The organism is Streptomyces sp. NPDC054932, from assembly GCF_053610205.1.
Genome location: NZ_JBSGXU010000115.1, coordinates 1 through 26527 on the forward strand (window position 1 = coordinate 1; position 26527 = coordinate 26527).

General features: G+C 72.8%; 21 protein-coding genes and 3 tRNA genes. 14 read left to right on the forward strand and 10 right to left on the reverse strand.

Annotated features, from left to right (window positions below):
• Positions 1 to 286 precede the first annotated feature (286 nt).
• A complete protein-coding gene (locus ACWGE1_RS26560; RefSeq protein ID WP_453422993.1) occupies positions 287 to 1549 on the reverse strand; it encodes an MFS transporter in 1263 nt (420 codons plus the stop codon).
• Positions 1550 to 1763: 214 nt separating this feature from the next.
• Between ACWGE1_RS26560 and ACWGE1_RS26565 the strand changes: the two genes are divergently transcribed.
• Both ACWGE1_RS26565 and ACWGE1_RS26570 read left to right on the forward strand, forming a co-directional pair.
• Positions 1764 to 2921, forward strand: coding sequence for a carboxylate-amine ligase (locus tag ACWGE1_RS26565; RefSeq protein ID WP_453422994.1), 1158 nt, complete (start codon positions 1764 to 1766; stop codon positions 2919 to 2921).
• 321 nt (positions 2922 to 3242) lie between these two features.
• Complete coding sequence (locus ACWGE1_RS26570; RefSeq protein ID WP_453422995.1) at positions 3243 to 4493, forward strand: acyltransferase family protein; 1251 nt, start codon at positions 3243 to 3245, stop codon at positions 4491 to 4493.
• Between the two features lie 730 nt (positions 4494 to 5223).
• On the opposite strand, the gene ACWGE1_RS26575 is transcribed toward ACWGE1_RS26570, so the two are convergent.
• The 3 genes from ACWGE1_RS26575 to ACWGE1_RS26585 all read right to left on the reverse strand — a co-directional run bounded on the left by ACWGE1_RS26575 (position 5224) and on the right by ACWGE1_RS26585 (position 5637).
• A tRNA-Ile gene (locus ACWGE1_RS26575) sits at positions 5224 to 5297 on the reverse strand.
• Between the two features lie 189 nt (positions 5298 to 5486).
• Positions 5487 to 5559: transfer RNA gene (locus ACWGE1_RS26580), tRNA-Asn, on the reverse strand.
• 5 nt (positions 5560 to 5564) lie between these two features.
• A tRNA-Asn gene (locus ACWGE1_RS26585) sits at positions 5565 to 5637 on the reverse strand.
• Positions 5638 to 5782: 145 nt separating this feature from the next.
• On the opposite strand from ACWGE1_RS26585, the gene ACWGE1_RS26590 reads away from it, so the two are divergent.
• The 4 genes from ACWGE1_RS26590 to ACWGE1_RS26605 all read left to right on the forward strand — a co-directional run bounded on the left by ACWGE1_RS26590 (position 5783) and on the right by ACWGE1_RS26605 (position 11443).
• The gene (locus tag ACWGE1_RS26590) at positions 5783 to 6085 is read left to right on the forward strand and encodes a YtxH domain-containing protein (protein ID WP_401280798.1); all 303 of its coding nucleotides are present in this window, start codon (positions 5783 to 5785) and stop codon (positions 6083 to 6085) included.
• A 97-nt stretch (positions 6086 to 6182) separates the two neighbouring features.
• Entirely contained in the window at positions 6183 to 7631 is a 1449-nt protein-coding gene (locus ACWGE1_RS26595) for an FGGY family carbohydrate kinase (protein WP_453422996.1), read from the forward strand.
• 159 nt (positions 7632 to 7790) lie between these two features.
• The gene (locus tag ACWGE1_RS26600) at positions 7791 to 9524 is read left to right on the forward strand and encodes an ABC transporter ATP-binding protein (protein ID WP_453422997.1); all 1734 of its coding nucleotides are present in this window, start codon (positions 7791 to 7793) and stop codon (positions 9522 to 9524) included.
• Positions 9521 to 11443: an ABC transporter ATP-binding protein gene (locus tag ACWGE1_RS26605; RefSeq protein ID WP_453422998.1), complete on the forward strand. Its 1923-nt coding sequence runs from the start codon at positions 9521 to 9523 to the stop codon at positions 11441 to 11443. The genes ACWGE1_RS26600 and ACWGE1_RS26605 overlap by 4 nt, the downstream gene beginning before the upstream one ends.
• Before the next feature lie 73 nt (positions 11444 to 11516).
• Here ACWGE1_RS26605 and ACWGE1_RS26610 read toward each other — a convergent pair whose 3' ends face one another.
• Positions 11517 to 12629 carry an RNA polymerase sigma factor gene (locus ACWGE1_RS26610; protein ID WP_453422999.1) on the reverse strand — a complete coding sequence of 371 codons (1113 nt, stop codon included), beginning with the start codon at positions 12627 to 12629 and terminating at the stop codon, positions 11517 to 11519.
• Positions 12630 to 12722: 93 nt separating this feature from the next.
• Between ACWGE1_RS26610 and ACWGE1_RS26615 the strand changes: the two genes are divergently transcribed.
• From ACWGE1_RS26615 to ACWGE1_RS26625, 3 genes are read left to right on the forward strand one after another with little or no spacing between them, the layout of a single operon-like run.
• Positions 12723 to 13325, forward strand: coding sequence for a hypothetical protein (locus tag ACWGE1_RS26615; protein ID WP_453423000.1), 603 nt, complete (start codon positions 12723 to 12725; stop codon positions 13323 to 13325).
• Positions 13322 to 14287, forward strand: a complete 966-nt coding sequence (locus tag ACWGE1_RS26620) for a nucleotidyl transferase AbiEii/AbiGii toxin family protein (protein WP_453423001.1) — start codon at positions 13322 to 13324, stop codon at positions 14285 to 14287. Before ACWGE1_RS26615 ends, ACWGE1_RS26620 begins: the two co-directional genes overlap by 4 nt.
• A 20-nt stretch (positions 14288 to 14307) precedes the next feature.
• Complete coding sequence (locus ACWGE1_RS26625) at positions 14308 to 15264, forward strand: nucleotidyl transferase AbiEii/AbiGii toxin family protein (RefSeq protein WP_453423002.1); 957 nt, start codon at positions 14308 to 14310, stop codon at positions 15262 to 15264.
• Here the strand turns inward: ACWGE1_RS26625 and ACWGE1_RS26630 are convergent, their stop codons facing one another.
• The 4 genes from ACWGE1_RS26630 to ACWGE1_RS26645 all read right to left on the reverse strand — a co-directional run bounded on the left by ACWGE1_RS26630 (position 15265) and on the right by ACWGE1_RS26645 (position 19369).
• Entirely contained in the window at positions 15265 to 17340 is a 2076-nt protein-coding gene (locus tag ACWGE1_RS26630) for a molybdopterin oxidoreductase family protein (protein ID WP_453423003.1), read from the reverse strand.
• 46 nt (positions 17341 to 17386) lie between these two features.
• A complete protein-coding gene (locus ACWGE1_RS26635; RefSeq protein ID WP_453423004.1) occupies positions 17387 to 17746 on the reverse strand; it encodes a hypothetical protein in 360 nt (119 codons plus the stop codon).
• A 77-nt stretch (positions 17747 to 17823) separates the two neighbouring features.
• Positions 17824 to 18633 (reverse strand): glucose 1-dehydrogenase, encoded by an 810-nt coding sequence (locus ACWGE1_RS26640; protein WP_453423005.1) that lies wholly within the window; start codon positions 18631 to 18633, stop codon positions 17824 to 17826.
• Between the two features lie 28 nt (positions 18634 to 18661).
• Complete coding sequence (locus tag ACWGE1_RS26645) at positions 18662 to 19369, reverse strand: SanA/YdcF family protein (protein ID WP_453423012.1); 708 nt, start codon at positions 19367 to 19369, stop codon at positions 18662 to 18664.
• Between the two features lie 379 nt (positions 19370 to 19748).
• Between ACWGE1_RS26645 and ACWGE1_RS26650 the strand changes: the two genes are divergently transcribed.
• The 4 genes from ACWGE1_RS26650 to dnaG all read left to right on the forward strand — a co-directional run bounded on the left by ACWGE1_RS26650 (position 19749) and on the right by dnaG (position 25164).
• Complete coding sequence (locus ACWGE1_RS26650) at positions 19749 to 20474, forward strand: sirohydrochlorin chelatase (RefSeq protein ID WP_453423006.1); 726 nt, start codon at positions 19749 to 19751, stop codon at positions 20472 to 20474.
• Between the two features lie 36 nt (positions 20475 to 20510).
• On the forward strand, positions 20511 to 21836 hold the full coding sequence (locus ACWGE1_RS26655) for a deoxyguanosinetriphosphate triphosphohydrolase (RefSeq protein ID WP_453423007.1): 1326 nt from the start codon (positions 20511 to 20513) through the stop codon (positions 21834 to 21836).
• Positions 21837 to 21929: 93 nt separating this feature from the next.
• The gene (locus ACWGE1_RS26660) at positions 21930 to 23204 is read left to right on the forward strand and encodes an NAD(P)/FAD-dependent oxidoreductase (RefSeq protein ID WP_453423008.1); all 1275 of its coding nucleotides are present in this window, start codon (positions 21930 to 21932) and stop codon (positions 23202 to 23204) included.
• Positions 23205 to 23238: 34 nt separating this feature from the next.
• Complete coding sequence (gene dnaG / locus ACWGE1_RS26665; protein WP_453423009.1) at positions 23239 to 25164, forward strand: DNA primase; 1926 nt, start codon at positions 23239 to 23241, stop codon at positions 25162 to 25164.
• Between the two features lie 50 nt (positions 25165 to 25214).
• On the opposite strand, the gene ACWGE1_RS26670 is transcribed toward dnaG, so the two are convergent.
• Positions 25215 to 25661 carry a gamma-glutamylcyclotransferase family protein gene (locus ACWGE1_RS26670; protein ID WP_453423010.1) on the reverse strand — a complete coding sequence of 149 codons (447 nt, stop codon included), beginning with the start codon at positions 25659 to 25661 and terminating at the stop codon, positions 25215 to 25217.
• Between the two features lie 283 nt (positions 25662 to 25944).
• On the opposite strand from ACWGE1_RS26670, the gene ACWGE1_RS26675 reads away from it, so the two are divergent.
• Positions 25945 to 26487: a hypothetical protein gene (locus ACWGE1_RS26675; protein ID WP_453423011.1), complete on the forward strand. Its 543-nt coding sequence runs from the start codon at positions 25945 to 25947 to the stop codon at positions 26485 to 26487.
• Positions 26488 to 26527 lie beyond the last annotated feature (40 nt).

A 26527-nucleotide genomic window follows, 5' to 3' on the forward strand; every position in this document is an offset into this window, starting at 1 on the left:
CCGCAGGGCGCCGAACGCACCGCCGCCACACCTTCCGACCCCGGGTCCCGTTCGGCGCCCGAGGAGACGCCCCGGCACACACCCGGCCCCACCGAACCCGACCCGCCCGCCACTGCTCGCCCGGCTCGGCTCGCCCGGCACGGCTCGGCCCAGCTCGGCCCGGCCCGCCCGGCACGCCCCGGCCCGCTCGTCGACCCCGCCGGCAAGCGGCAGGCGGCAGGCGGCAGCGCACGGCCGGCCGGCCGGCCACCACCCCACGCACCGTCCGGCCCAGCGGTCCCAGCGACTAGGCCTGCGGGGACCGCGCGTCGTACCGGGCGAAGTTCCGCCACCGCATCGCGAGCAGCCCCAGCACCAGCACGCACGCCAGCCCCCCGCCCGTGACGGCCACGGCCGGGGAGGTCAGGTCGGCGGTGGTCCCGGCGAGGAAGTCACCGAGCCGGGGCCCGCCCGCGACGACCACGATGAAGACGCCCTGCAGGCGGCCGCGCATGTCGTCGGGGGTGGCGGCCTGGAGCATGGTGGTGCGGAACACCATCGAGGCGGTGTCCGCGTACCCGGCCAGGGCCAGGAAGAACATGCCGAGCCACAGGTTCCGGGTGAACCCGAACACGGCGACGGCCAGCCCCCAGCCCGCGACGGCGAGCAGGATCGCCAGACCGTGCCGGCGGATGCGGCCCTGCCAGCCGGAGAGCAGCCCGCCCAGCAGCGCCCCGGCGGCCATCGAGGCGACCAGCAGGCCGACCGTACCGGCGCCGCCGCCGTACCAGAGCCCGGCCACGGCCGGGAACAGCGCCCGGGGCTGGGCGAGCACCATGGCGGCCAGGTCGGAGAAGAAGGTCATCCGGATGTTCGGACGGGTGCCGAGGAAACGCAGGCCGTCGACGACCGAGGCCCTCCCCCGCGCACCCTCGGCCCGGTCGGGCTTCATCGCCGGCAGCCGCCACATCGCGTAGAGCGCGGCGGTGAAGGTGACGGTGTCGATCAGGTAGGCCGTCTCGTAGCCCCCGAAGGCGACGATGAACCCGCCGAGGGCCGGGCCGACCATCATCCCGAAGGTCATGGTCACGGAGTTCAGGGCATTGGCGGCCGGCAGCTGTTCGGCCGGGAGCAGCCTCGGGATCATGGCGGACCGCGCCGGTCCGGTGAGCGCCCCGCAGACCGCCTGGAGCGCGACGACGGCGTACAGGAACCAGACGTTGTGGAAGCCGAGCAGCGCGGCCGCGGCGAGCGCGACCGACAGCGCGGCGGCGCCCAGCGAGCTGTACAGGCCGAGCTTGCGCCGGTCGACGGTGTCGGCGATCGCACCGCCGTAGAGGCCGAAGACGACGAGCGGGACGAGCGAGAAGAGACCGACGAGCCCGACCGAGAAGCTGGAGCGGGTGATGTCGTAGACCTGGAGCGAGATCGCGAGGGTGGTCATCGCCTGGCCGACCCAGGAGATGGTGCCGCCGAGCCACAGACGCCGGTAGTCGGGGGACGCGCTGAGCGGGGTGAGGTCGGCGAATATTCGCCGCCGGGGGCGGGGTGGCGCGGTCGCACGGGTCACAGCGGATGATAACCACCGGCCCTCCGCCGCCCTCGGGGCCCTGCCGTCCTTTCACACACCGGCAACAGTCGCCCCACCCGGCTCCGGGCTCCCGGAACGGGCGGCTTATTGCCGGTAACTCGCCACTATCACCGGACATTTGACTGAATCGACGTGCGCTCCTCACCTCGGGTTCAGCTCATGATGAAAAGACTCGTATGTCCAGGGAGGCGTAGTGATCGAACCTGGCAACAGCACCACGAGCACCGGCACGACGCAGAACACGGTGCGCCCCACCGTCCCCCTCACCGTCGGCGTCGAGGAGGAGTTCCTGCTCGTCGACGCCCGCACCTTCCGGGTGGTCCCCGCCGCCCCGCTGGTCCTGGCGACGGCCGGCGGGCTGCCCGGCGAGCTGCACCCCGAGGGCACCCGCTACCAGGTGGAGATATCCACCCCGATAGCCCACTCGGCCGCCACCCTGCGCGCCGAGCTCGCCACCCTGCGGCGCACCCTCGGCCGGGCCGCCCGCGCCCACGGCTGCCGGCTGCTGGCCGCCCCCTCGCCGGTCGTCGCCGTGGAGGGGCCGCTGCACCTGACCGACGACGAGCCGCGCCAGCGCGAACAGCACCGCCGCTTCGGCGCGCTCACCGACACGCTGGTCAGCTGCGGCCGCCACATCCACATCGGCACGCTCGACGTGGACACGGCGGTGGCCGTGTCCAACCGGATCAGACCCTGGCTGCCCACGCTGATCGCGCTGGCCGCCAACTCGCCGTTCTGGGGCGGCCGTGACACCGGTCACGCCAGCTGGCGGGCGATGGCCTGGTCCGGCTGGCCCTCGGCGGGCCTGCCCCCGCACTTCACGTCCACGGCCCACTTCCGGCGCTCGGTGCAGACCCTGCTCGGCTCCGGGGCGGCCCTGGACACCAAGATGGTCTATTGGGACCTCCGCCCCTCCGGACACTGGCCGACGCTCGAGATCCGGGCGCCCGACATGTCGCCGGACATCGACGCGGCCGTCCTCCAGGCCGAACTGGCCCGGGCCCTGGTCTCCACGGCACTGCGCGAGATCGGGGAGCGGCGCCCCGAGCCGGCCGTACGGGACGACGTCCTGCGCCTCGCGCGCTGGCGGGCGGCCCACGACGGCCTGGAGGGCTTCGGCCTCGACCCGTACTCGGGGACGGAACTCCCCGCGGCGGACCTGGCGGAGGCCCTGCTGGACCTGGTCGCCCCGGATCTGGCCGCCGCCGGCGACCTCGACCACGCGGCGAAGACCATGGCGGGCCTCCTGCGCGACGGCTCGGGCGCCCACCGCCAACGGGCGGCGTTCGCCCGCCGCCAGGACCTGACGGACGTACTGCGCCACCTCACGGACGAAACGGAGGACTTCTGACCCACGCCCGCCCCGGGTACCCGCACTCCCGGTGCTCCCGAGCCGAGGTGCGGGTCCCGGCGCGGCGGCGGGCGCCGTACCCCAGGCCGAGCCCCCGGTCCGGCGCCCCGGAACGCCGAAACCGCAGGTGCGATCGTTTCCGCACCTGCGGTTTCGGCGCATGGCGGGGATGCCGGGGGCCTGGTCGAGGGCGCCCTTGACGCCCACGGCGCAGGGCGCACTTGGTCTACAATCCCCCGAGCATCCCCGTTCGCCGCGTAGACCGAACCAGTCCACCGCCAAGAGGTCCGGGGCAGATCGGAACCCCTGGGGGAAAGTCACGTGGAGTCCACGAATCAGCCTGCCCGGGGCATACCCGCCGCGGCCGCCCGTGGCGGTCGCAGACGGAACGCGCGGGCCGGTGAGCGCCTCGTGGTGCTGGACGGACTGCGCATCCTGGCCGCGCTGATGGTGGTGTTCCACCACTACGTCGGTTACGGCGGCGCCGCCGCCGGGGCGGGCAACGCATGGTCGCGCCCGATCGCCCACGTCTTCCCGCTGGCCTCCAAGTTCGGGGCCTACATGTGGACGGGTGTCAGCCTGTTCTTCCTGATCAGCGGCTTCGTGATCGGCATGAGCACCTGGGGCCGGAGCCTGGGCGACTTCTTCACGTCCCGGGTCGTCCGCCTGTACCCGGCCTACTGGTTCGGGGTGCTGGCGACCACCGCCGTGCTGATGGTGTGGCCGATGGTGGTCCAGCCACTGCACGCGCACGAGGTGCTGGCGAACCTGACGATGCTTCAGGGTGCGATGCACATCACCAACGTGGACGCCTCGTACTGGACGCTCTGGTACGAGCTCTGCTTCTACCTGCTGTTCTGCCTCGTCGTCCGGCAGGGCCTGACCTACCGCCGCGTGGTCGCCTTCTGCATGCTGTGGACGGTGGCGGGTCTGGGCAGCGTCGCGATGGAGTGGGGCCCCCTCCAGGTGATCGCGATGCCCTGGATCTCCTCGTTCTTCATCGCCGGTCTCGCCTTCTACCTGATGTACCGCTTCCGGCCGACCCTGCTGCTCTGGACGATCATCGGCGTCAGCCTGGCGCTGTCCCTGATCTACGCCCGCGACCACCAGCACGCGATCGACGCGGCGCTCGGCGGCCGGCACCTGCCGGCCTGGCCCGCCTACGCGATGATCCTGCTGTGCTACGCGGTGATGGCCGCGGTGTCGCTCGGCTGGCTCTCCCGCATCCGCTGGCGCTGGCTGACGGTCGCCGGTTCCCTGACGTATCCCCTGTACCTGCTGCACGAGGCGATCGGGTGGACGGCCATCAGGCTGCTCCACGACCGGATCCCGAAGTGGCCCCTGGTCGCGCTGGTCACGGTGGGCATGCTGGTGGCCGCCTACCTGGTGCACCGGATCATCGAACGCCCGCTGTCCCGGCTGCTGAAGCGCGGCATCAGCTCGGGCCTGGCCGAACTCCGGGCGGGCGGCACCCCCGCACCGGTCGGACCCGTGGCGGGAGGCGGCTTCCCGCCGGGCGCGCCGGCGCCGACCGAAGCCCCCGCGCAACGGCAGACAACCGTCCAGGTCTGACACCTCCCCGTCCGCCCCCCTGCTGCGCGCAGGCCGCGCCGCACACCTCGGGCCGTTGGAGGTTCCGGGCCGGTGAGCCCGCGCGCGCGAGCGATCTCCCCGGCCTGCCGTGTGCGCAGGCCCGGTGCGGCGTGCGTCCTTGCCGGACGGGCTCGGAGGCATGCGTACGTCCGCCTTCGCTCCGAACGTGCCGGGCCGGTTGCCCGACCTCACCCCGAACTGCCGCGAAGACGCCGCTCAGCGCCCCTTCCGGCACGCTCCCGCAGCTTGTGCGGGTCGGCTTCGGCGAAGAGCGGGTACAGGCGCCGACGAAGCCGCCCAGGCTGCTCACGTCGGCTCTGCACCCGCTCCCGCCGTATCCGGGTGAAGGAGTCCTGGACGTTGACGACCCTGCGGATGCCGGCCCGGAAGCCCTGGGCCTCGAGGTGGCCCTCGGGCCACGGCGTGGAGAAGTCCTCGAACTCGGCGACGCGTCCGAGGATCTGCCCGCGGAGCGCACGAACGCCGGGCCGCCTCCCGCGGGGGTCGTCCCGACACCAGGAACGACCGTGGGCGCCCGGCTGTGATCAGCAACACCCCGGCGAAGCAGGCGGACGTCCGTCCCCTGACCGTCCCCTGACCGTCCCCTGGAACGCGAAAGGCGGCCCCGAGGGGCCGCCAGGATCACCGTAGTGACTCGCGCGACCAGGGAGATCCCTGGTCAGATCGTTTCTGCACACCTGGTGTGCGGTGGGGCGGGTGGGACTCGAACCCACGGCCGACGGATTATGAGTCCGCTGCTCTAACCGGCTGAGCTACCGCCCCTTCACGGCGTGGCGCGTACACGTGTGCGCGCCGTCTGCCGCAGCATAGCCGCTCATACGATCTCCTGCCTCGGATGCCTCGCATGATCGGCTTCGCCTGTTCAGAGAGACCGTACTGAGCGCTGTCCGGTTCCGGAACGGGGTGACAAAAAGAAAAAAAGAGGACCCCATGGGGTCCTCTTCTTCCTTGCTCCCCCGGCTGGACTCGAACCAGCAACCCTCCGGTTAACAGCCGAATGCTCTGCCAATTGAGCTACAGGGGACCGCGCTCCCCCGACTGGACTCGAACCAGTAACCTGCCGGTTAACAGCCGGCTGCTCTGCCAATTGAGCTACAGGGGATTGCTGCGGTGCATCGAACAGCCCACCTCCGGCGTTGCCGGGGGGCGAGTGCCCGTTGCGAGTCATAGATTAGCGCAAGCAGGGGGGTGCTCCGCCAATCGGTATCGACAGCGGGCCGGGCACCACACGACGAAGGGTGACAGGCATGCGGTACAAGGTCACGTTCGTGGTCGGACTGGCCCTCGGGTACGTGCTCGGAACCCGGGCCGGACGCGAGCGCTACGAGCAGCTGCGGAAGTCCGCACGGCAGATCGCGCAGAACCCCGCGGTGCGCAACGCCGCCGAGACCGCCGGCCAGACCGGGCGCGAGTTCGCCGGGAAGGCCTTCACCGCGGTGAGCCAGAAGGTCGGCGACGCCGTGCCGGACTCGCTCGCGGGGCGGGTACGGGGACTGCGCGACCGGGTCGGCGGTGGCGCCGACGACGACTGGGGAACCAGCAACACCTGAGCTGCACAGGTCCGCGCGCCGGGGCCCACGGGATCCATGAGGTTCCGGGGGCTCCGGAACGGTCGAGACCGGCCCCGCGTGCGGCAGAATTCTCCGCATGGGGATAGTCGCCGGGCTGGACAGCTCTTCCGCCTTCACACGCATCGTCGTCTGTGACGCCGAGACCGGCGCCGTGCTGCGCCAGGGGTACGCGCCCCATCCGCAGCCCACGCACGAACCGGACGGCGCGAATCCCCACGAGACCGACCCGCAGGCCTGGCTGCTCTCGCTCGGCGAGGCCGCCGGCGGCGGGCTCCTCGAAGGGGTCCAGGCCATAGGGGTCTCCGCGCAGCAGCACGGGCTGCTGCCGCTGGACCCGCAGGGCGGCCTGGTACGTCCCGCCCTCGTCGGCAACGACAAGCGCGGCCAGGTCGCCGCCGCCGACCTCGTCGACGCCCTCGGCGGCCGGCGGGCCTGGGCCGAGGCGGTCGGCTCGGTCCCGCACTCCGCGCAGCCGGTCTCGAAGCTGGCCTGGCTGGCCCGCACCGAGCCCGAGGCGGCCCGCCGGGTGGCCGTGCTGATGTCCCCGCACGACTGGCTGGTCTGGCAGCTGCTGGGCCGGCCCGCCCGGCGGACCACCGACCGCGGCGCCGCCTCCGGAACCGGGTACTGGTCGACGGCCACCGGTACCTGGCGCCCCGACCTGGTCGAGCTGGCGCTCGGGCACCGGGCGCTGCTGCCCGAGGTGCTCGGCCCGGCCGATGCCGCCGGGACCACGCCCGAGGGGCTGCTGATATCCGCCGGTACGGGCGAGACGATGGCCGCGGCGCTCGGGCTGGGGCTGGGCCCCGGCGACGCGGTGGTCTCGCTCGGTGCGTCCGGTTCGGTGATGGCGGTCCACCACGAGGCCGTGTCGGAGCCGGGCGGGCTGGTCACCTCCCTCGCCGACGCCACCGGCATGCACCTGCCTGTGGTGAACACGTCCAATGCCGTACGGGCCCTGCGCGGCACCGCCGAGCTGCTCGGCACCGATCTGGAGGGGCTGTCCGACCTCGCGCTGAAGTCGACGCCGGGCGCGCACGGCCTCGTACTCCTGCCGTACCTGGAGGGTGAGCGGACCCCGAACCTGCCGCACACCGCCGGGACCCTGTCCGGGCTGCGCCGGGACTCGATGAAGCCGGAGCATCTGGCCCGGGCCGCCTTCGAGGGCATGCTGTGCGGGCTGGTGGACGCGCTGGACGTACTGCGCTCGCGCGGCGTCGAGATCCGCCGGGTGTTCCTGCTGGGCGCGGCGGCCGAGCTGCCCGCCGTGCAGGCGGCCGCGCCGGGGCTGTTCGGTACGCAGGTCGTCGTACCGGCGCCGGCCGACTACGCGGCGCTGGGCGCGGCGCGCCAGGCGGCCTGGGCGCTCGGGGTGGCGCAGGGCACGCTGGCCCCGCACACCCCGCCGGTCTGGCCGGGCCCCGCGGCCCAGGTCTTCGAGCCGGGCGAGGAGTTCCCGGCGTGGCAGGCGGTGCGCCAGCAGTACATCGCGACGCGGGAGCAGATCCACCCCGGGGCGTTCTAGACGGGCCCAGGGCCCGGCCTGATCGGCTGGACGGGCCCTGGGGCGCGGGTCGGGGCGGCTGGTCCTTTTGACCGGGCTTTGCGAAATCCGGTGGGGATCAGAGGGCCGGTTGGCCCAAGATGGGTTGAACCCCTCGATCATGCCGACCGGAGCCTGCGCGTGCTCATACGACTTCTGCGGACCCACCTGGGCCCGTACCGGAAACCCATCGCGGTGCTGGTCCTGCTGCAGCTGCTGCAGACCAGCGCGAGCCTCTATCTGCCCACCCTCAACGCCGACATCATTGACAACGGTGTCGTCAACGGCGACACCGGCTACATCCTGCGCTTCGGCGCGCTGATGCTGGGTGTCTCCCTCATCCAGCTCGTCTGCAACGTCGGAGCCGTCTACTACGGTGCCCGCACGGCCGCCGCCTTCGGCCGCGACGTCCGCGCCGCCGTCTTCGACCGCGTGCAGAGCTTCTCGGCGCGGGAGCTCGGCCAGTTCGGCGCCCCGTCGCTGATCACCCGTACGACGAACGACGTCCAGCAGGTCCAGATGCTGGTGCTGATGACCTTCACCCTCATGGTGTCGGCCCCGATCATGTGCGTCGGCGGTATCGCCATGGCGCTCTCGCTCGACGTGAAGCTGTCCGGCGTCCTGCTCGCCGTGGTGCCCGTGCTCGGGATCTCGGTCGGCGCCATCGTCTTCAGGACGCGGCCGCTGTTCCGCCAGATGCAGGAGCGGCTGGACACGGTGAACCGGGTCCTGCGCGAGCAGATCACCGGCAACCGGGTGATCCGCGCCTTCGTCCGCGACGACTACGAGAAGGACCGCTTCCGCGAGGCCAACGCCGACCTGACCGGCATCTCGCTGGCCGCCGGCAAGCTCCTGGCGTACATGTTCCCCACCGTCATCGTGGTCGTGAACATCTCCAGCGTCGCCGTCATCTGGTTCGGTGCGATGCGCATCGACAGCGGCGGCATGGAGATCGGCCAGCTGACGGCCTTCCTCGCCTACCTGATGCAGATCGTCATGGCCGTGATGATGGCCACCTTCATGTTCATGATGGTGCCGCGCGCCGAGGTCTGCGGCGAGCGCATCCAGGAGGTCCTGGACACCGAGTCCAGCGTGGTCCCGCCGGGCGACCCGGTGCGCGAACTCGCCCGCCGCGGGCGCCTGGAGCTGCGCGGCGCCGACTTCCGCTATCCCGGCGCCGAGGCGCCGGTCCTGCGCGGGGTGGACCTGGTGGCCCGCCCCGGCGAGACCACGGCGGTGATCGGTTCGACCGGAAGCGGCAAGTCCACGCTGCTGGGCCTGGTCCCGCGGCTGTTCGACGCGACCGGCGGCGAGGTCCTCGTCGACGGGGAGGACGTCCGCGGGCTCGACCCGGAACTGCTGGCCAGGACGGTCGGCATGGTGCCGCAGAAGCCGTACCTGTTCTCCGGAACGATCGCCTCCAACCTGCGCTACGGGCGCCCGGAGGCGAGTGACGAGGAGCTCTGGCAGGCGCTGGAGGTGGCCCAGGCCAAGGAATTCGTCTCCGCGCTGGAGGGTGGCCTCCAGGCCCCGGTCAGCCAGGGCGGAACCAATGTCTCCGGCGGCCAGCGCCAGCGTCTGGCCATCGCGCGCACGCTCGTGCAGCGCCCGGAGATCTATCTGTTCGACGACTCCTTCTCGGCCCTGGACTACGCGACGGACGCGGCGCTGCGCGCGGCGCTCGCCCGCGAGACGGAGGACGCGACCGTGGTCATCGTCGCCCAGCGGGTCTCCACGATCCGGGACGCCGACCGGATCATCGTCCTGGACGAGGGCCAGGTCGTGGGCGAGGGACGCCACCACGAGCTGATGGCCGGCAACGAGACCTACCGGGAGATCGTGCTCTCCCAGCTGACGGAGGCGGAGGCCGCATGAGCGGGCCCGGAGGACGGATGATGATGGGGCCGGCCCAGCGGTCCATGGACTTCAAGGGCTCGGGCAAGCGGCTGCTGCGTCAGCTCGCGTACGACCGGGTCAAGATCTGGGGCATGGTCGCGGCCGTCGTCGGCAGCGTCGGCTGCGCGGTGGTGGGACCGAAGATCCTCGGTGAGGCCACCGACCTGGTGTTCGCGGGGATCGTCGGCCGGGAGATGCCGGCCGGGACCACCAAGCAGCAGGCGCTGGACGGGCTGCGGGCCAGGGGTCAGGACGGCATGGCGGACATGCTCGCCGGTACCGACTTCACGCCGGGTCAGGGCATCGACTTCGGCGCCGTCGGGGTGGTGGCGCTGTGGGCCCTGCTGGTCTTCACCCTGGCCGGTCTGCTGATGCTGGTCGCGACGAGGCTGTCGAACCACGTCATGAACGGCACCGTCTACCGGATGCGCGAGGAGCTGCAGGCGAAGCTGTCGCGGCTGCCGCTGTCGTACTTCGACCAGCAGAAGCGCGGCGAGGTGCTGAGCCGGGCCACGAACGACATCGACAACATCGGCCAGACGATCCAACAGACGATGGGCCAGCTGCTGAACTCGCTGCTGACCATCGTCGGTGTGCTGGTGATGATGTTCTGGATCTCGCCGCTGCTGGCGCTGGTCGCGCTGGTGACCGTGCCGCTGTCGGTCTTCGTCGCGGCGAGGATCGGCAAGAAGTCGCAGCCGCAGTTCGTGGCGCAGTGGAAGACGACCGGCGCGCTGGGCGCCCACATCGAGGAGATGTACTCGGGGCACAACCTGGTCAAGGTCTTCGGCCGGCAGAAGGAGTCCGCGGCCCTCTTCGCCGAGCAGAACGAGGCGCTGTACCGGGCCTCCTTCAAGGCGCAGCTGGTCAGCGGCATCATGCAGCCGGTGATGTTCTTCATCTCGAACATCAACTACGTGCTGATAGCCGTCGTCGGCGGTCTCCGGGTCGCCTCCGGCACCCTCTCGATCGGTGACGTGCAGGCCTTCATCCAGTACTCGCGGCAGTTCTCGATGCCGCTGACGCAGGTCGCCTCGATGGCGAACCTCGTGCAGTCGGGCGTCGCCTCGGCGGAGCGGGTCTACGAGCTGCTGGACGCGGCGGAGCAGGAGCCGGACGCCGAGGTTCCGGAGCGTCCGGAGGAGCTGCGGGGTCAGGTCACCTTCGACAAGGTGGCCTTCCGGTACGAGCCGGACAAGCCGCTGATCGACAACCTCTCCCTCACGGTCGAGCCGGGCCACACGGTCGCGATCGTCGGCCCGACCGGCGCCGGCAAGACCACGCTGGTCAACCTGCTGATGCGGTTCTACGAGGTCACCGGCGGGGAGATCGCCCTCGACGGGGTGGACATCGCGAAGATGACCCGCGAGGAACTGCGCGGCGGCATCGGCATGGTGCTCCAGGACACCTGGCTGTTCGGCGGCAGCATCGCGGAGAACATCGCCTACGGTGCTTCGCGCGAGGTCACGCGTGCCGAGATCGAGGCGGCGGCGCGGGCCGCCCACGCCGACCGGTTCATCCGCACGCTGCCTGACGGCTACGACACCGTGCTGGACGACGAGGGCGCGGGCGTCAGCGCGGGCGAGAAGCAGCTGATCACCATTGCCCGGGCGTTCCTGTCGGATCCGGTGATCCTGGTGCTCGACGAGGCGACGAGCTCGGTGGACACCCGTACCGAGGTGCTGATCCAGAAGGCGATGGCGCGGCTCGCGCGCGGCCGTACGTCCTTCGTGATCGCGCACCGGCTCTCCACGATCCGCGACGCGGACGTGATCCTGGTGATGGAGAGCGGTTCGATCGTGGAACAGGGCACGCACGAGGAGCTGCTGGCCTCGGGCGGTGCGTACGCGCGGCTGTACGCGGCGCAGTTCGCGCAGGCGGTGGCCGAGGTCGACTAGACGACCGGAGAGGTTCGGGGTGGGGGCGCCTGGCGGGGCGCCCCCTTTTCCGTTGGCCCGGCGTTCGGTGCCGTCAGTCCAGGTATCCGCGGAGCTGGTCGGCGAAGGCGTGGTCGCGCAGTTTGTTGAGGGTCTTGGACTCGATCTGGCGGATCCGCTCGCGCGTCACGCCGAAGATCCGGCCGATCTCCTCCAGGGTGCGGGGCCGCCCGTCGGCGAGGCCGTACCTCAGCTGCACGACCTTGCGCTCGCGCTCGCCGAGGGTCGACAGGACGGCTTCCAGGTGCTCGCGCAGCAGGAAGAACGCGGCCGATTCCACGGGCGAGGCGGCGTCCCCGTCCTCGATGAGGTCGCCGAGCGCGACGTCGTCCTCCTCGCCCACCGGGGCGTGCAGGGAGACCGGTTCCTGGGCGAGGCGGAGCACCTCCAGGACCCGCTCGGGGGTCAGCTCCAGGTGGACGGCGACCTCTTCTGCGGTGGGTTCGTACCCGCGTTCCTGGAGCATGCGGCGCTGGACGCGGACGACCCGGTTGATCAGCTCGACGACGTGGACGGGCACGCGGATGGTCCGGGCCTGGTCGGCGAGGGCCCTGGACATCGCCTGCCGGATCCACCAGGTGGCGTAGGTGGAGAACTTGTACCCGCGGGCGTAGTCGAACTTCTCGACGGCCCGGATCAGCCCGAGGTTCCCCTCCTGCACGAGGTCGAGCATGGTGAGCCCGCGGCCGACGTACCGCTTCGCGACGGAGACGACGAGCCGCAGGTTCGACTCGATGAGACGGCGTTTGGCCATCCGCCCCATGACCACGAGCTTGTCCAGGTCGAGGGCGAGCTGGGAGTCGAGGTCGGGGGTGGTGCCGAGCTTCTCCTCGGCGAACAGGCCCGCTTCGACGCGTCGCGCGAGATCGACCTCCTCGGCGGCGGTCAGCAGCGGGATCCTGCCTATCTCGCGGAGGTACTGCCGGAACAAGTCGGCGGAAGGGCCCGCTCCGCCTCCGCTGTCGCTGCTGCTGCGCCTGCGCGGCACGGGCACCGGCTCGATCAGCTCCAGTACCTCGGGCTCTTCGTCCACGGCCTTGGCCTCCGAGGACTCGCTCACGTTCACGGTCAGGGTCCGGGTCTGCACGGGGGCGACCTCCAGGGCTCCGAGGACGGGGGCACCGCACCTCAGTGTGGGGTACGACACATCGCGGCCACGAGGGGCGTGCGAGCACTTTCTGAGTCCGGTGCGTGACCGGATGGTTACCCCCCGGCGGGAACGCCGATGCGGATCGGACGCATGTCCGAGATGATCGACGCCATGTCGGAGTACGAAACCCATGTGACGGTGCGCTGCGCGGATGCGGCGGAGCTGGCACGCCTGGACGCCTGGGCCGGGGCGCGGGAGTTGAAGGTCACCCACATCCTGCTGGCCCGCGGCCGGATGGTCTCCCAGCCGATGCTGACCCTGCCGGACCGCACGGGCCACGAAGTCCTGGTGCCGCGGCTGCGTGCGGCCGGCTTCGACCCGGTCCGGGTCAAGGTGGAGACGGTCCCGTGGACCACGGACTCCCCCGGCCCGGGCGGCGGTTACTTCGAGCACCACCTGAAGCTGCTGCTGCCCGCGGACTTCGACCGCGCAGCCCTGGAGTCCGCGGTCGTCCCGCACGGGGCCCACCTGTCCTGGAACGCCCGCCGGGTCCTGGCCGGCGGCGCGCACGAGCGGTTCGTGACCCAGCGGTGGCGCGGCACGGCGGCGCAGGCGGGGGCGGCCTGCGACGCGCTGGTCGCGGCGCTCGGTACGGCCGGGTACGAGATCCGTTCGCAGGAGCGGGAGTTCGTGCTGTACGACAGCGACCTGTCGGTGGACGACGGGTGGATCGGCGAAGGGGAGACGGCATGACCGGGACGGGCGGGCAGGATGCGGTCAGGGACGACTGGAGGCGGCGCCAGATCAGCCTGCCGCGCACTTCGACGGCCGGACTGGACGCGGCGGGCCCCGGAGCCCGGGTCTTCGACCCGGCGCTGAAGCACTTCGCGGACGGCTACCGGATCACGGACGCGGCGGTGGACGACGCGCTGCGCCCGGCCTGGCGGGCCGCCCGCCGCACCGCGCTGGACGTGGTGGCCCGCGGCGTCGCGCGGTCGGGCTGGGCGGATTCGCTGGTGCTGCGCGGCAGCATGCTCATGGCCGGTTGGTTCGGGGCGGCGGCACGGGAGCCGCACGACCTGGACTTCGTGGTGGTCCCGCAGGACTGGGGGATCGGGGAGCCGCGCACCGGGAAGCTGCTGGCCGCCGTCGCGGAGGCGGCCGAGCGGGCCGCCGACGAGCAGGGCGGGATGGTGATGGCCGCGGGTGCGGCGGTCTCCGAGGACATCTGGACGTACGAGCGGGTCCCCGGGCGGCGGCTGGTCCTGCCCTGGTCGGCCCCGGGGCTGCCCGGGGGCCAGGTCCAGCTGGACTTCGTCTTCAACGAGCGGCTCCCGGCGGCGCCGGAGCCGGCCGATGTCGCGGGGGTGCGGCTGCGGGCGGCCACACCGGAGCTGTCGCTGGCCTGGAAGCTGGTCTGGCTGGCCACGGACATGTACCCGCAGGGCAAGGACCTCTACGACGCGGTCCTGCTCGCGGAGCGCTGCACGGCTCCGTACGAGCTGGTCCACACGGTCTTCCGGGAGTCGGGCGAGTACTTCCCGCCGAAGGCGCCCTCGGACACCCCGCTGACCCTGGATGCCTTCGCCGAGGTCAAGTGGGCCGACTGGGACACCTTCCGGGCCGATTACCCGGGGATCTCCGGCTCCGCCGAGTCCTACGCCGAGCGGCTGCTGGCGGCGCTGGCGCCGACCTTCGCGGAGGGGGCGCGGTGAGCACGTGGCAGGAGTTCGGCATGGACAGCACGCACCTGCCGAACGAGCCGCTGGACGAGCGGACGCGTGCGGCCCGGCACCTGCCGAGGACGCTGCGACCGGTCGCCGGGGACGACGTACGGCAGCGGGCGGTCTTCGACCCGTCGCTGCGGCACAACTTCCAGGGGTACCGGGCCGGTGACCCGGTCTTCGACGACCCCGGGAGGACCGCCGTCTGGATGCGGGCGCGGCGGGCGGCGATGGACGCGGTCCTGCTGGCGGTCTCGGAGTCGCCGTGGGCGGACTCGCTGGTGCTGCGGGGCAGCGCGCTGATGGCCGACTGGTTCGGGGGGGCCGCCCGGGAGCCCGGCGACCTGGACTTCGTGGTGGTCCCCGAAACCTGGCGGATGGAGGACGGCCGGACCGGGCGGATGCTGGACGGCATCGCGGCGGCCGCGGACGGGCGGGCCGGGATCAAGGGCGCGGGGGCGATGTCCGAGGAGATCTGGACGTACGACCGGGTGCCGGGGCGGCGCATGGTGCTGCCGTGGTCCGTGCCCGGCCTGCCGGACGGGCAGGTCCAGCTGGACTTCGTCTTCAACGAGCGGCTCCCGGTCCCGCCGGAGCCGGTCGAACTCGCCTGCGGGGCGGTGGTCCTCGCCGCGACCGCGCCCCTGTCGCTGGCCTGGAAGGTGCTGTGGCTCATCAGCGACCGGCACCCGCAGGGCAAGGACCTGTACGACGCGGTCCTGCTGGCCGAACGGCACCGGCTGCCGAACGCGCTGCTCCAGGAGGTGTTCCGGCAGGCGGGCGAGGCTCCCCAGCCGAACCGGGACGTGGAGCTCCTCGACATCGTGCACATCGCCCCCGAGGGCTGTGTGGGCGCCGAGTGGGAGCACTTCGAGGCGGAGTACCCGGAGCTCGCCGCCCCCGGGGAGGAGGTGTTCCTGGCCCGGCTGGTGGAGGCCATGCGCCCGACCTTCTCGGACGGCGCCTGATCAGGCCGGCTCGACGCGGACCGCGCAGACCTTGAACTCCGGCATCCGGGAGACCGGGTCGAGGGCCGGGTTGGTCAGGGAGTTGGCGCGGCCCTCGCCCGGCCAGTGGAAGGGCATGAAGACCGTGTCCGCCCGGATGGCGTCCGTGATGCGGGCCGGGGCCACCGCGCGGCCGCGGCGGGAGGTCACCGCCAGCGGGCTGCCGTCGACCGCGCCGATCCGGGCGGCCAGGCGCGGGTGGAGTTCCACGAAGGGGCCGGGGGCGGCCGCGTTCAGCTCGTCCACCCGGCGGGTCTGGGCGCCGGACTGGTACTGGGCGACCACCCGGCCGGTGGTGAGCAGGAGCGGGTAGTCCGCGTCGGGGACCTCGGCGGCCTCGCGGTGGGAGACGGCCACGAAGCGGGCCCGGCCGTCGTCGGTGGCGAAGCGGTCCAGGAAGAGGCGCTCGGTCCCCCCGGAGCCCTCGGGGCAGGGCCAGAAGACGCCCTGCTCGGCCTCGATCCGGGCGTAGCTGATGCCCGAGTAGTCCGCCGGCCCGCCGGCCGAGGCGCGGCGCAGTTCCTCGAAGACCTCCTCCGGCGCGGTGGGGAAGCCCTTCTCGACGCCGAGGCGGGCGGCGAGTCCGTGCAGGACGTCGAGGTCGCTGCGGACCCCCGGCGGCGGGGTCAGGGCCCGGCGGCGGAGCAGGACGCGCCCCTCCAGGTTGGTGGTGGTGCCGGTCTCCTCCGCCCACTGGGTGACCGGGAGGACGACGTCCGCAAGGGCCGCCGTCTCGGAGAGGACGACGTCCGCGACCGCGAGGAAGTCCAGGGAGCGGATGCGGTCCTCGATGTGGGCGGCGCGGGGGGCCGAGACCACCGGGTTCGAGCCCATCAGGAGCAGGGCCTTCACGTCCGTGCCGAGGGCGTCGAGGAGTTCGTAGGCGCTGCGGCCCGGTCCGGGGAGGCTGTCGGGGTCCACGCCCCAGACCCCGGCCACGTGGGCGCGGGCCGCCGGGTCGGTGAGCTTGCGGTAGCCGGGGAGCTGGTCGGCCTTCTGGCCGTGCTCGCGGCCGCCCTGGCCGTTGCCCTGCCCGGTGAGGCAGCCGTAGCCGGACAGCGGGCGCCCGGCCCGGCCGGTGGCCAGGCACAGGTTGATCCAGGCGCCGACGGTGTCGGTGCCCTTGGACTGCTGCTCGGGCCCCCGGGCGGTGAGGACCATGGCGGATTCCGGGGCGCAGAACATCGCCACGGCCTCGCGGAGCCTGGGGACGGATATCCCGGTGATGCGTTCCACCAGCTCGGGCCAGTGGGCCATGGCGGCGGCCCGGGCCTCCTCCCAGCCGGAGGTGCGCTCGGCGATGAACTCCTCGTCGGTGCGGCCCTCGGCGACGATCAGGTGCAGCAGGCCGAGGGCGAGCGCGAGGTCGGTGCCGGGCCTCGGGGCGAGGTGCAGGTCGGCCTGTTCGGCGGTGCGGGTGCGGCGCGGGTCTATGACGATGAGGGTGCCGCCGTTCGCCTTGAGCTCCGTGAGGTAGCGCAGGGCGGGCGGCATGGTCTCGGCCAGGTTGGAGCCGACGAGGATCACGCAGCCGGTGCGCGGGATGTCCTCCAGCGGGAAGGGCAGCCCGCGGTCGAGCCCGAAGGCCCGCTGGTGGGCGGCGGCGGCCGAGGACATGCAGAAGCGGCCGTTGTAGTCGATCTGCGAGGTGCGCAGGGCGACGCGGGCGAACTTGCCGAGTGCGTAGGCCTTCTCGTTGGTGAGCCCGCCTCCGCCGAAGACCCCGACGGCGTCCGGCCCGTACGAGCGGCCCGTGCGGGCGAGGCCCTCGGCGACGGCGTCGAGGGCCTCCTCCCAGGTGGCCGGCTCCAGCTGCCCGGCGTGGGTGCGGACGAGCGGCTGGGTCAGGCGCACCCGGGAGGAGAGCACGGCGGGCGCGGTGCGGCCCTTGCCGCACAGCGCGCCCCGGTTGACGGGGAAGTCGGCGCGCTCCTCCACCGCCACGGTGGCGCCGCCCGGTGCGGGGCGGAGCCTCATCCCGCACTGCAGGGCGCAGTACGGGCAGTGCGTGTCGGTGGCGGAGTCGGCGGTGCGCATACCCTCCAGCGTGGGTCGGGGGTGTTACGCCGGCCGTCGCTGCGCGTTACAAGTCCGGGTGCTCCGCCTCAGCGCCGCCGGACGGCTGCGGTGAGGCCCGGCGCAGCGGTGGGCGGTCGACGAGCTCGACGTACACGATCCGGCCGTCGACGACATCGAGGTTCAGGAACCCGTTGCCCGGGTCGAGGGCGACCATGCGGTGACCGGGACCGTAGGGCGTGCCGGACGGATGCGGGTGGGTGAGGAAGCTCTGGCAGAAGTCGTCGCGGCAGCCGCACTCCTCGAGCAGGCGGAGGTCGTACGCGCAGAGGGCGAGCCAGGGCTCCCCTTCCTCCTCCAGCAGCCGAACGAGCTGTGCCGTCAGGTCGGGGAAGACGTCACGTACAAGGGGTCCGTCCTGTTCCACGGGCAGACCGTAGTGCGGCGCCCCGGCGGCGGCACGCGAATATCCGGCCGTCCCGCCCGGGGAGGCGCAGGGGCGGGTCACCGGCCCGTCAGGTGCTTCACCGTCATGCCCGCGGTCCAGCCTCCGTCGACCGCGAGTTCGGCGCCCGTCATGTATCCGGCAGCGTCCGAGAGCAGGAAGGCGACCGCCGCGGCGATCTCCTCGGGGAGGCCGACGCGGCCGAGCGGGGCGCCGGGGTAGTTGCCCTCGCCGGACCGGATGCCGATCGGGGCGGTCATCGGGGTCAGGGTCATGCCGGGGTGGACGGAGTTGACGCGGATCCGCGCCTCGGCGAGCTCCACCGCGCCGATCTTCGAGAGGCCGCGCACGCCCCACTTGGAGGCCCCGTACCCGGCGGTGAGCGCGAGGCCGGTCAGGCCGGCGGCGGAGGAGATGTTGACGACGGACCCGCCGCCGTTCGCGCGCAGCAGCGGGATCGCGGCCTTGATGCCGATGAACACGCCGACCAGGTTGATCTCGACGACCCGGCGGAAGTGCTCGACGCTCTCGTGCTCCAGAAGCCGGCCGGTGGAGATGCCCGCGTTGTTCACCAGGCCGTCGAGGTGCCCGAACTCTGCGAGCGCGTACTCCAGTGCCGCCTGCCAGTCGGGCTCGCTGGTCACGTCGTGCCGGACGAAGCGCGCCGCGCCGCCGAGCTTCGCGGCCGTCTCCGCGCCCTCCGCCTCCAGGACGTCGGTGATCAGCACCTTGCCGCCGCCGTCCACGACGGCCTGCGCCGCGGCGGCGCCCAGGCCGCGGGCTCCACCGGTGATGACGACGACCTTGCCGCTCAGATCCACAACAGTCACGGTTCCACACCCCTGACGCTCGTACGGACTGACCGGCATATGACTAATCGGCATATCCGGCGCGGCGTCAGTGTGCCAGAGCGGCGAGCGCCTGCGACACCCCCTGCTCCTTCGGTCCCATGAAGTGCGGGGCGGGCTTGAAGGTCGCGTCCAGCGCCGCCTTGCCCGCCGCGAAGACCTCGCGCGTCTCGCCGTAGTACCAGGTGGCGTCGTGCACGTCGGCCACCCCGACGCCGTACGAGTCCAGGCCCGCGGCCTGGCACAGGGCGACGGCCCGGCGGATGTGGAAGCCCTGGGTGACCAGCACGGCCCGCTGCACGCCGAAGATCTCCTTGGCCCGCACGCAGGAGTCCCAGGTGTCGAAGCCGGCGTAGTCGCTGACGATCTGCGTGTCCGGCACCCCCTGGCCGGTGAGGTACGTCCGCATCGCGTTCGGCTCGTCGTACTCGGTGCGGCTGTTGTCCCCGGTGACCAGGACGACCTTGACCTTGCCGGTGCGGTACAGCTCGGCGGCGGCGTCGAGCCGGTCGGCCAGGTAGGGGGTGGGCCGCCCCCGCCACAGGCCCGCGCCGAACACCACGGCCACCTCGGCGGCGGGCGCGTCGGCCGTGGTCCGCAGCCGGTCGGCGGCCACCGCGTGCATCCACGCCGAGGGCAGCAGGGCCAGCACGCAGCCCGCCATGACGGTCTGCACCGCCAGCCGCCGGGTCCGTACGCTGCGCAGCGTCGCCACCGCCCGGCTCCACTCGACTCTCGGCAGGCGCGGTCGGCGCATCATCCATCCCCTGGTGTCTCGGCTGCTCGTCCGCTGGTCAGGACGCGTGCGGGGGCCGCGCGGTTCACCCGGCCGCGCATTTCCGGGCGGCCACGGCGCGCGCCGGAACCGGCACGGCACCGGCTCGGCACCGGCTCGGCACCGGCTCGGCACCGGCTCCGACAACCGGTCCGGCCGCTCTGTGAGCACCCGGCAAACACCCGTCATCCCCGCGCAACGCACCGGCAACCTCGGGCGCGGAGGATCGGTTCATGACGGAGCCGGTGCACCCTCCCGACTTTCCCGCCCTCCCCTTCGACAGTACGGCCGAGCTCCTCGGCCGCATCACCCTCCAGCTGGGCACCCAGCTCAGCGGCCTGCGCCGACCCGGAGTCCGCCCATGCAGCCCACCCTCGTCGCCGTGGCCCACGGCAGCCGTGACCCGCGCGCCCTGCACACCGCCCTCGCCCTCCTCGAACGGGTCCGCGAGCTCCGCCCCCGGCTCGACGTCCGGCTCGGCCACGTCGAGCTGAATGCGCCGCTGCTCGACGACACCCTGAGCGGGCTGTCCGGCTCGGCGGTGCTCGTCCCGCTGCTGCTCGGCCGCGGGTACCACGTCAAGCGTGACCTCCCCGCGGCCGCCGCCCGGGCCGGCCATCTGCTCACCCGCGTCGCCGCCCCGCTGGGCCCGCACCCGCTGCTCGTCGAGGCCCTGTACGAGCGGCTCATGGAGACCGGCTGGACCCCGGCCCCCGGCTCGGCCGTCGTGCTCGCGGCCGCCGGTTCCCGCGACCCCGACTCGGCGGCCGACACCCGCCGCACCGCCGCCCTGCTCTCCGAACGCCTCGGCGGCGTCCCGGTGACCCCCGCCTACGCCTCCGCCTCCGCACCGAGCGCCCCCGAGGCCGTCCGGGCCCTGGCCGCGCGCGGTCACCACCGGATCGCCGTGGCCTCGTACTTCGCCGCTCCCGGCCGGTTCGCCGGTCAGACCGCCGCGGCGGCGCCCGGCCCCGCCGCCGCACCGCTGGGTGACCACCCGGCCCTGGCCAGGCTGTTGCTGCACCGCTACGACGAGGCCCGCGCCCTGCCGCTCGACCGGGTACGGCCGGAACTCGTCTCCGCCTGATCCCGGTTTGTCAGAGGTTCCGGTTACCGTCTCTTCATGGAAGGCACCACGCACGCCCTCACCGACGACCACCGCGGCCTCTACGACGCGGCCGACATCGAGCGCTGGGCCGCCGAGCCCGACAAACGGCCCGGCCGGACCGCCTTCCAGCGCGACCGCGCCCGTGTCCTGCACTCCGCCGCGCTGCGCCGTCTCTCCGGGAAGACCCAGGTCGTCACCCCCGGCAGCCGTTCGTACGACTGGGACGCGAGCCCCCGTACCCGCCTGACCCACTCGCTGGAGTGCGCCCAGGTCGGGCGGGAGCTCGGCGCCGCCCTCGGCTGCGACCCCGACCTCGTCGAAGCCGCCTGCCTCTCCCACGACATGGGCCACCCGCCCTTCGGCCACAACGGCGAGGAGGCGCTCAACGAGTTCGCCAAGGACTGCGGGGGCTTCGAGGGCAACGCCCAGTCGCTGCGCCTGCTGACCCGCCTGGAGCCCAAGCGGTTCGTCCCCGACCCGGCGGGCGGCGAACCTGTCAGCGTCGGCCTCAACCTCACCCGGGCCTGCCTGGACGCCGCCACCAAATACCCGTGGGCGCGCGGGGACCACCCCACCGACCCCGGCTCGGTGAAGTTCGGCGCGTACGAGGACGACCTGCCGGTCTTCGCCTGGCTGCGCCGCGGCGCGCCCGCCGACCGCAAGTGCTTCGAGGCCCAGGTCATGGACTGGGCGGACGATGTCGCGTACTCCGTCCACGACTTCGAGGACGGCCTGCACGCGGGCCACGTCGACCCCAACCTCCTCTTCGCCGAGCCCGAGCGCGCGGCGATCTGGCAGGTGGCCATCGGCCGCTACGTCCCCGCCGACACCGAGCCCGAGGAGCTGCGGGCCGCCCTCGACCGGCTGATGGAGGAGGAGTGGTGGCCGCACGGGTACGACGGTTCGGCCGTCGCCCAGGCCCGGCTCAAGGACGCCACGAGCCAGCTGATCGGCCGCTTCTGCCTGGCGGCCGAGGGGGCCACCCGCGAGGCGTACGGCTCCGGACGCCTCACCCGGTACGGTGCCGAACTGGTGATCCCGCGCGAGGCGCGCAACGAGTGCGCGGTGCTCAAGGCGGTCGCCGACCTGTACGTCATGCAGCGCGACGAGCAGGAACGAATCCGCGCCGACCAGCGCATCGTCCTGGCCGAACTCGCCGAGGCGCTCAGCGCCCGCGCCCCCGAGGGGCTCGACCCGCAGTTCCGGGCGATCTTCGACGCGGCCCCGGACGACCGGGCCAGGAAAAGGGCGGTCATCGACCAGATCGCGTGCCTCACCGACGCATCCGCCCGTTCCCTTCACGCACGCCTCACCCGGCACGGCCGACGCGCCGAAAGGTGAGCCGATCGAGCCACTCCCCCTTCACGCGGCAGGCTCGGTGCGGGACGCTCGCATGTGGTCGCATGTGGCGGAGAGGTTATGAGGAGGCATCAGGTGGTCGACGCACACCGGACATTCGTCATCGTCGGCGCAGGGCTCGCCGGGGCAAAGGCGGCCGAAACGCTGAGGTCCGAGGGGTTCACGGGGCGGGTGATCCTGATCGGCGACGAGCGCGACCATCCCTACGAACGCCCCCCGCTGTCCAAGGGCTACCTGACGGGCAAGGACGACCGGGAGAGCGTTTTCGTCCACGAGGCGTCCTGGTACGCGGCCTCCGACATCGAGCTGCACCTCGGCCAGCCGGCGGTCCACCTCGACCGGGACGCCAAGAAGGTGGTCCTCGGCGACGGCACGGTCCTGCACTACGACAAGCTGCTGCTGGCCACCGGCGCCGAGCCGCGCCGCCTGGACGTCCCCGGCACCGGCCTGGCCGGGGTGCACCACCTGCGGCGCCTCGCGCACGCCGAACGGCTCAAGGGCGTACTCGCCGGGCTCGGCCGGGACAACGGCCACCTGCTCATCGCGGGCGCCGGGTGGATCGGCCTGGAGGTGGCCGCCGCGGCCCGCGGCTACGGCGCCGAGGTCACCGTCGTCGAGCCGGAGGCCACCCCGCTGCACGCGGTCCTCGGCCCGGAGATCGGCCGGCTCTTCGCGGACCTGCACGCCGATCACGGGGTGCGCTTCCACTTCGGGGCGCGGCTGACCGAGGTCGTGGGCCAGGACGGCATGGTGCTGGCCGCCCGCACGGACGACGGGGAGGAGCACCCGGCGCACGCGGTGCTCGCCGCGATCGGGGCCGCGCCGCGGACCGCGCTCGCCGAGACCGCGGGGCTGGCCCTGGTCGACCGGGAGCATGGCGGCGGGATCGCGGTGGATGCGTCCCTGCGCACCTCCGATCCGGACATCTACGCCGTCGGGGACGTGGCCGCCGCCCACCACCCGGTGCTCGGGACCCGGCTGCGGGTCGAGCACTGGGCCAACGCGCTGAACGGCGGTCCGGCCGCGGCGCGGGCGATGCTGGGGCAGGAGGTCGGCTACGACCGGGTGCCGTACTTCTTCTCCGACCAGTACGACGTGGGCCTGGAGTACTCGGGCTACGCGCCGCCCGGCGGTTACGACCAGGTGCTGATCCGCGGGGACGTGGGCAAGCGGGAGTTCATCGCCTTCTGGCTGTCGGAGGGGCGGGTGCTGGCCGGAATGAATGTGAACGTGTGGGACGTCACCGCGCACATCCAGGCCCTGATCAGGTCAAAGACACCGGTCGGCCGCGAGGCGCTGGCGGACCCGTCCGTTCCGCTGGAGTCCCTGGTGCAGGCCGAGGGGGCCTGACCGGATTGTCGTCGCCCGGCCGTAGACTTCACGGGTGGCAGGACGGATCAACGACGACGACGTGAAGGCGGTACGGGACGCGGTCCCGATCGACGCCGTGGTCTCCGAGTACCTCCAGCTGCGCAACGCGGGCGGCGGCAACCTCAAGGGCCTGTGCCCCTTCCACGACGAGAAGTCCCCTTCCTTCCAGGTCAGCCCCAGCAAGGGGCTCTACCACTGCTTCGGCTGCCAGGCGGGCGGGGACACCCTCGACTTCGTCATGAAGATCGACCACCTCTCCTTCTCGGAGGCGGTCGAGCGCCTGGCCGGCCTGGCCGGCATCACCCTGCGGTACGAGGAGGGCGGCTACACCGCCGGCACCAGCGGCCGCGGTGACCGCATCCGGCTGGTCGAGGCACACAGGGCCGCCGCGCAGTTCTACGTCGACCAGCTGGGCGGCCCCGAGGCCGAGATCGGCCGCAAGTTCCTGGCGGAGCGCGGCTTCGACCAGGCCGCGGCCGCGCACTTCAGCGTGGGCTACAGCCCGGCCGGATGGGACCACCTGACCCGCTTCCTGCGCGGCAAGGGCTTCAGCGACAAGGAGCTGATCACCTCCGGGCTCGCCCAGGACAGCCGCAGCGGCAAGCCCATCGACCGCTTCCGCGGCCGGCTGATGTGGCCGATCCGCGACATCAGCGGCGAGGTGGTCGGCTTCGGCGCGCGCAAGCTGCGCGACGACGACAACGGGCCGAAGTACCTGAACACGCCCGAGACCGCCATCTACAAGAAGTCCCAGGTGCTGTACGGCATCGACCTGGCGAAGAAGGAGATCGCGAAGACCTCCCGGGCCGTGGTCGTCGAGGGCTACACGGACGTGATGGCCTGCCACATGGCCGGGGTCACCACCGCGATCGCCACCTGTGGCACGGCCTTCGGCGGGGACCACATCAAGATCCTGCGCCGGCTGCTGATGGACAACGCCACCGCCGAGGTGATCTTCACCTTCGACGGCGACGCGGCGGGCCAGAAGGCGGCGCTGCGGGCCTTCGAGGACGACCAGAAGTTCGCCGCGGAGACCTCGATCACCATCGCCCCCGGCGGGATGGACCCCTGCGACCTGCGCCTCGCGCAGGGCGACGCGGCCGTGGCCGGCCTGGTGGAGGCCCGTACCCCGCTGTTCGAGTTCGCCCTGCGGCACATCGTGGCCCGGCACAACCTGGAGAACCCGGCGGGCCGCGCGGCCGCGCTGGACGAGGCCGCGCCCGTCGTCGCCAACATCAAGAACATCGCGATCCAGCACGAGTCGGCGGTCCAGCTGGCCGGAATGCTGGGCATCCGCGACGAGCAGTTCGTGGTCAAGCGGGTCGCGCAGCTGGCGCGCTGGGCCCGCGAGCGCGGCCAGGGAGACGGCCCCCAGGGCGGCCGCCCCGGCGGCAGCCAGCAGCGGGGCCGCCAGTCCTACGAGGCCACCCCCGCGCCCGCCGCCCAGCCGGCCGGCGGCCCCGCGCTGAACCTGCGCAGCCCGGCCCACCGCACCGAGCGTGAGCTGCTGAAGCTCGCGCTGCAGCGGCCGGCCCTGGTCTCCCCGGCCTTCGACGCGTACGGGATGGACGAGTTCACCGCCCCGCCCTACGCGGCCGTGCGCCAGGCGATCCTGGACGCGGGCGGCGCCGCGCTCGGCACGGAGGACTACCTGGCCCGCGTCCGCGGGGCCGCCCCGAACGACACCGTGCGCGCGCTCGTCACGGAGCTGGCGGTCGAGGCCATCCACGCGAAGACGGTGGACGAGATCTACGCGGGGGTCCAGCTGGTCCAGGTGCGGCTGCGCGCCGTCGACCGCCGGGTCCACGAGATCCAGGGCACGCTGTCGCGGCTGGGCCCGCAGGCCCCGCCGGAGCAACTGGCCGCCGTGCAGGAGGAGCTGTGGGTGCTCCAGCAGTACGGCCAGCGGCTGCGCAACCGCGGCGCCGAGGGCCTGTAGCCCGCGGTCGGCGGTGAGCGGGGCTGCGGTGAGCCGTCGGCCGTGAGCCGTCAGCGGCGCCGAAACCAGTCGCCGCCGGGTATCTCGGTGCCCGATTCCCGCAGGTCCCGGGCGATCAGCGGGGACGCCAGATAGACCCAGGCGCGGACGGTGGTGCCGTCGGGGCGCAGGGCCGGGCGGGCGATCCGGTCGTAGATGTTCCCCGGGCGGCCCGGGCCGCCGTACTCCTCCAGCTGGTCCAGTGCGGCCAGCAGTTTCCCGTACGCGCCCGGCGCCGCCGTGATCAGTTCGCCGACGATCGCCGTGCCGGGGCGGTGGACCGCGTAGGGGTATCCGGGGCCGTCGTAGAGCGCCGTGTCCGGGAGGGTGGCCGGTTCCTCCGAGGCGGTGCGGCCGCGCAGGAAGAGGTCGTGGTTGACCTCGCCCGGGCGCAGGGTCCCGTAGACGAAGAACGGGAGCGGATCGCTCGGGTCCGGTAGCCGTTCGACCGGTGTCACGGGGCCCTCCCTGGGATGCGGCTCGGCGCTGCGCGGGCCTGGCCGGGCGTCCCGGCGCTCCCGCGTCCCACCACGGTACGCACCCTTGCGCCGCGGTCTCCGGACGCCCTCGCGGTCACCCGGACGGCGCGAGCCGCCCCGATGGCCGCAAAACTCCTTTGACCTGCGCAGACAGCCTGTGTGCGGGGCGATGACAGGCATACCTGACGGAACATCAGCAGGCGCGCGGCGGGCGGGCCGGGTTTCCTCGGAAACACGAGCCCATGTCTCCAGGAGAGTCCTCATGCGCCGACGTACCGCACATGTGCTGACCGCGACCGCGCTGACCGCCGCCGCGTTCACCGGGCCGGTCGCCGGCGCGGTCGCCGCCGCGGACCTCGGCATGGTGGGCTTCGCGCCCGGGGACTTCGCACCGCTGGAGGTGTGGCCCAAGTCCGCGGCGCCCGGCACCACGGTCACCGTGAACACCACCGCGTGCGGCAGCGGCAGCCACGCCGACGGCGATGCCAGCACGGTGGGCGGCGGCCGGTTCAAGCTGGTCCCGGGCACCCACAAGGAGGTGGTCGTGGGGCAGTTCAAGGTCGCCCACGGCACCCGCGCCGGCACCTACGGCATCGGCGCGACCTGCGCGAACGGCAAGTTCGCCACCGGGAACCTGGTCGTCGGCGAGCGCGGCCCGCAGGGGCACGTCAACACCGGGGTGGGCGGTGGCACGACCACCACCACCGACCCCGCCAAGATCGCGGCGGGAGCGGCCGTACTGGCCGCTGCCGCCGTCGGCGGTACCTGGCTCCTGCGTCGCCGGGCGAGCGGCACGCGAAGCTGACGGACGCCCACCGCGGCTCCGGCGGAGGTCCGACCGGTAC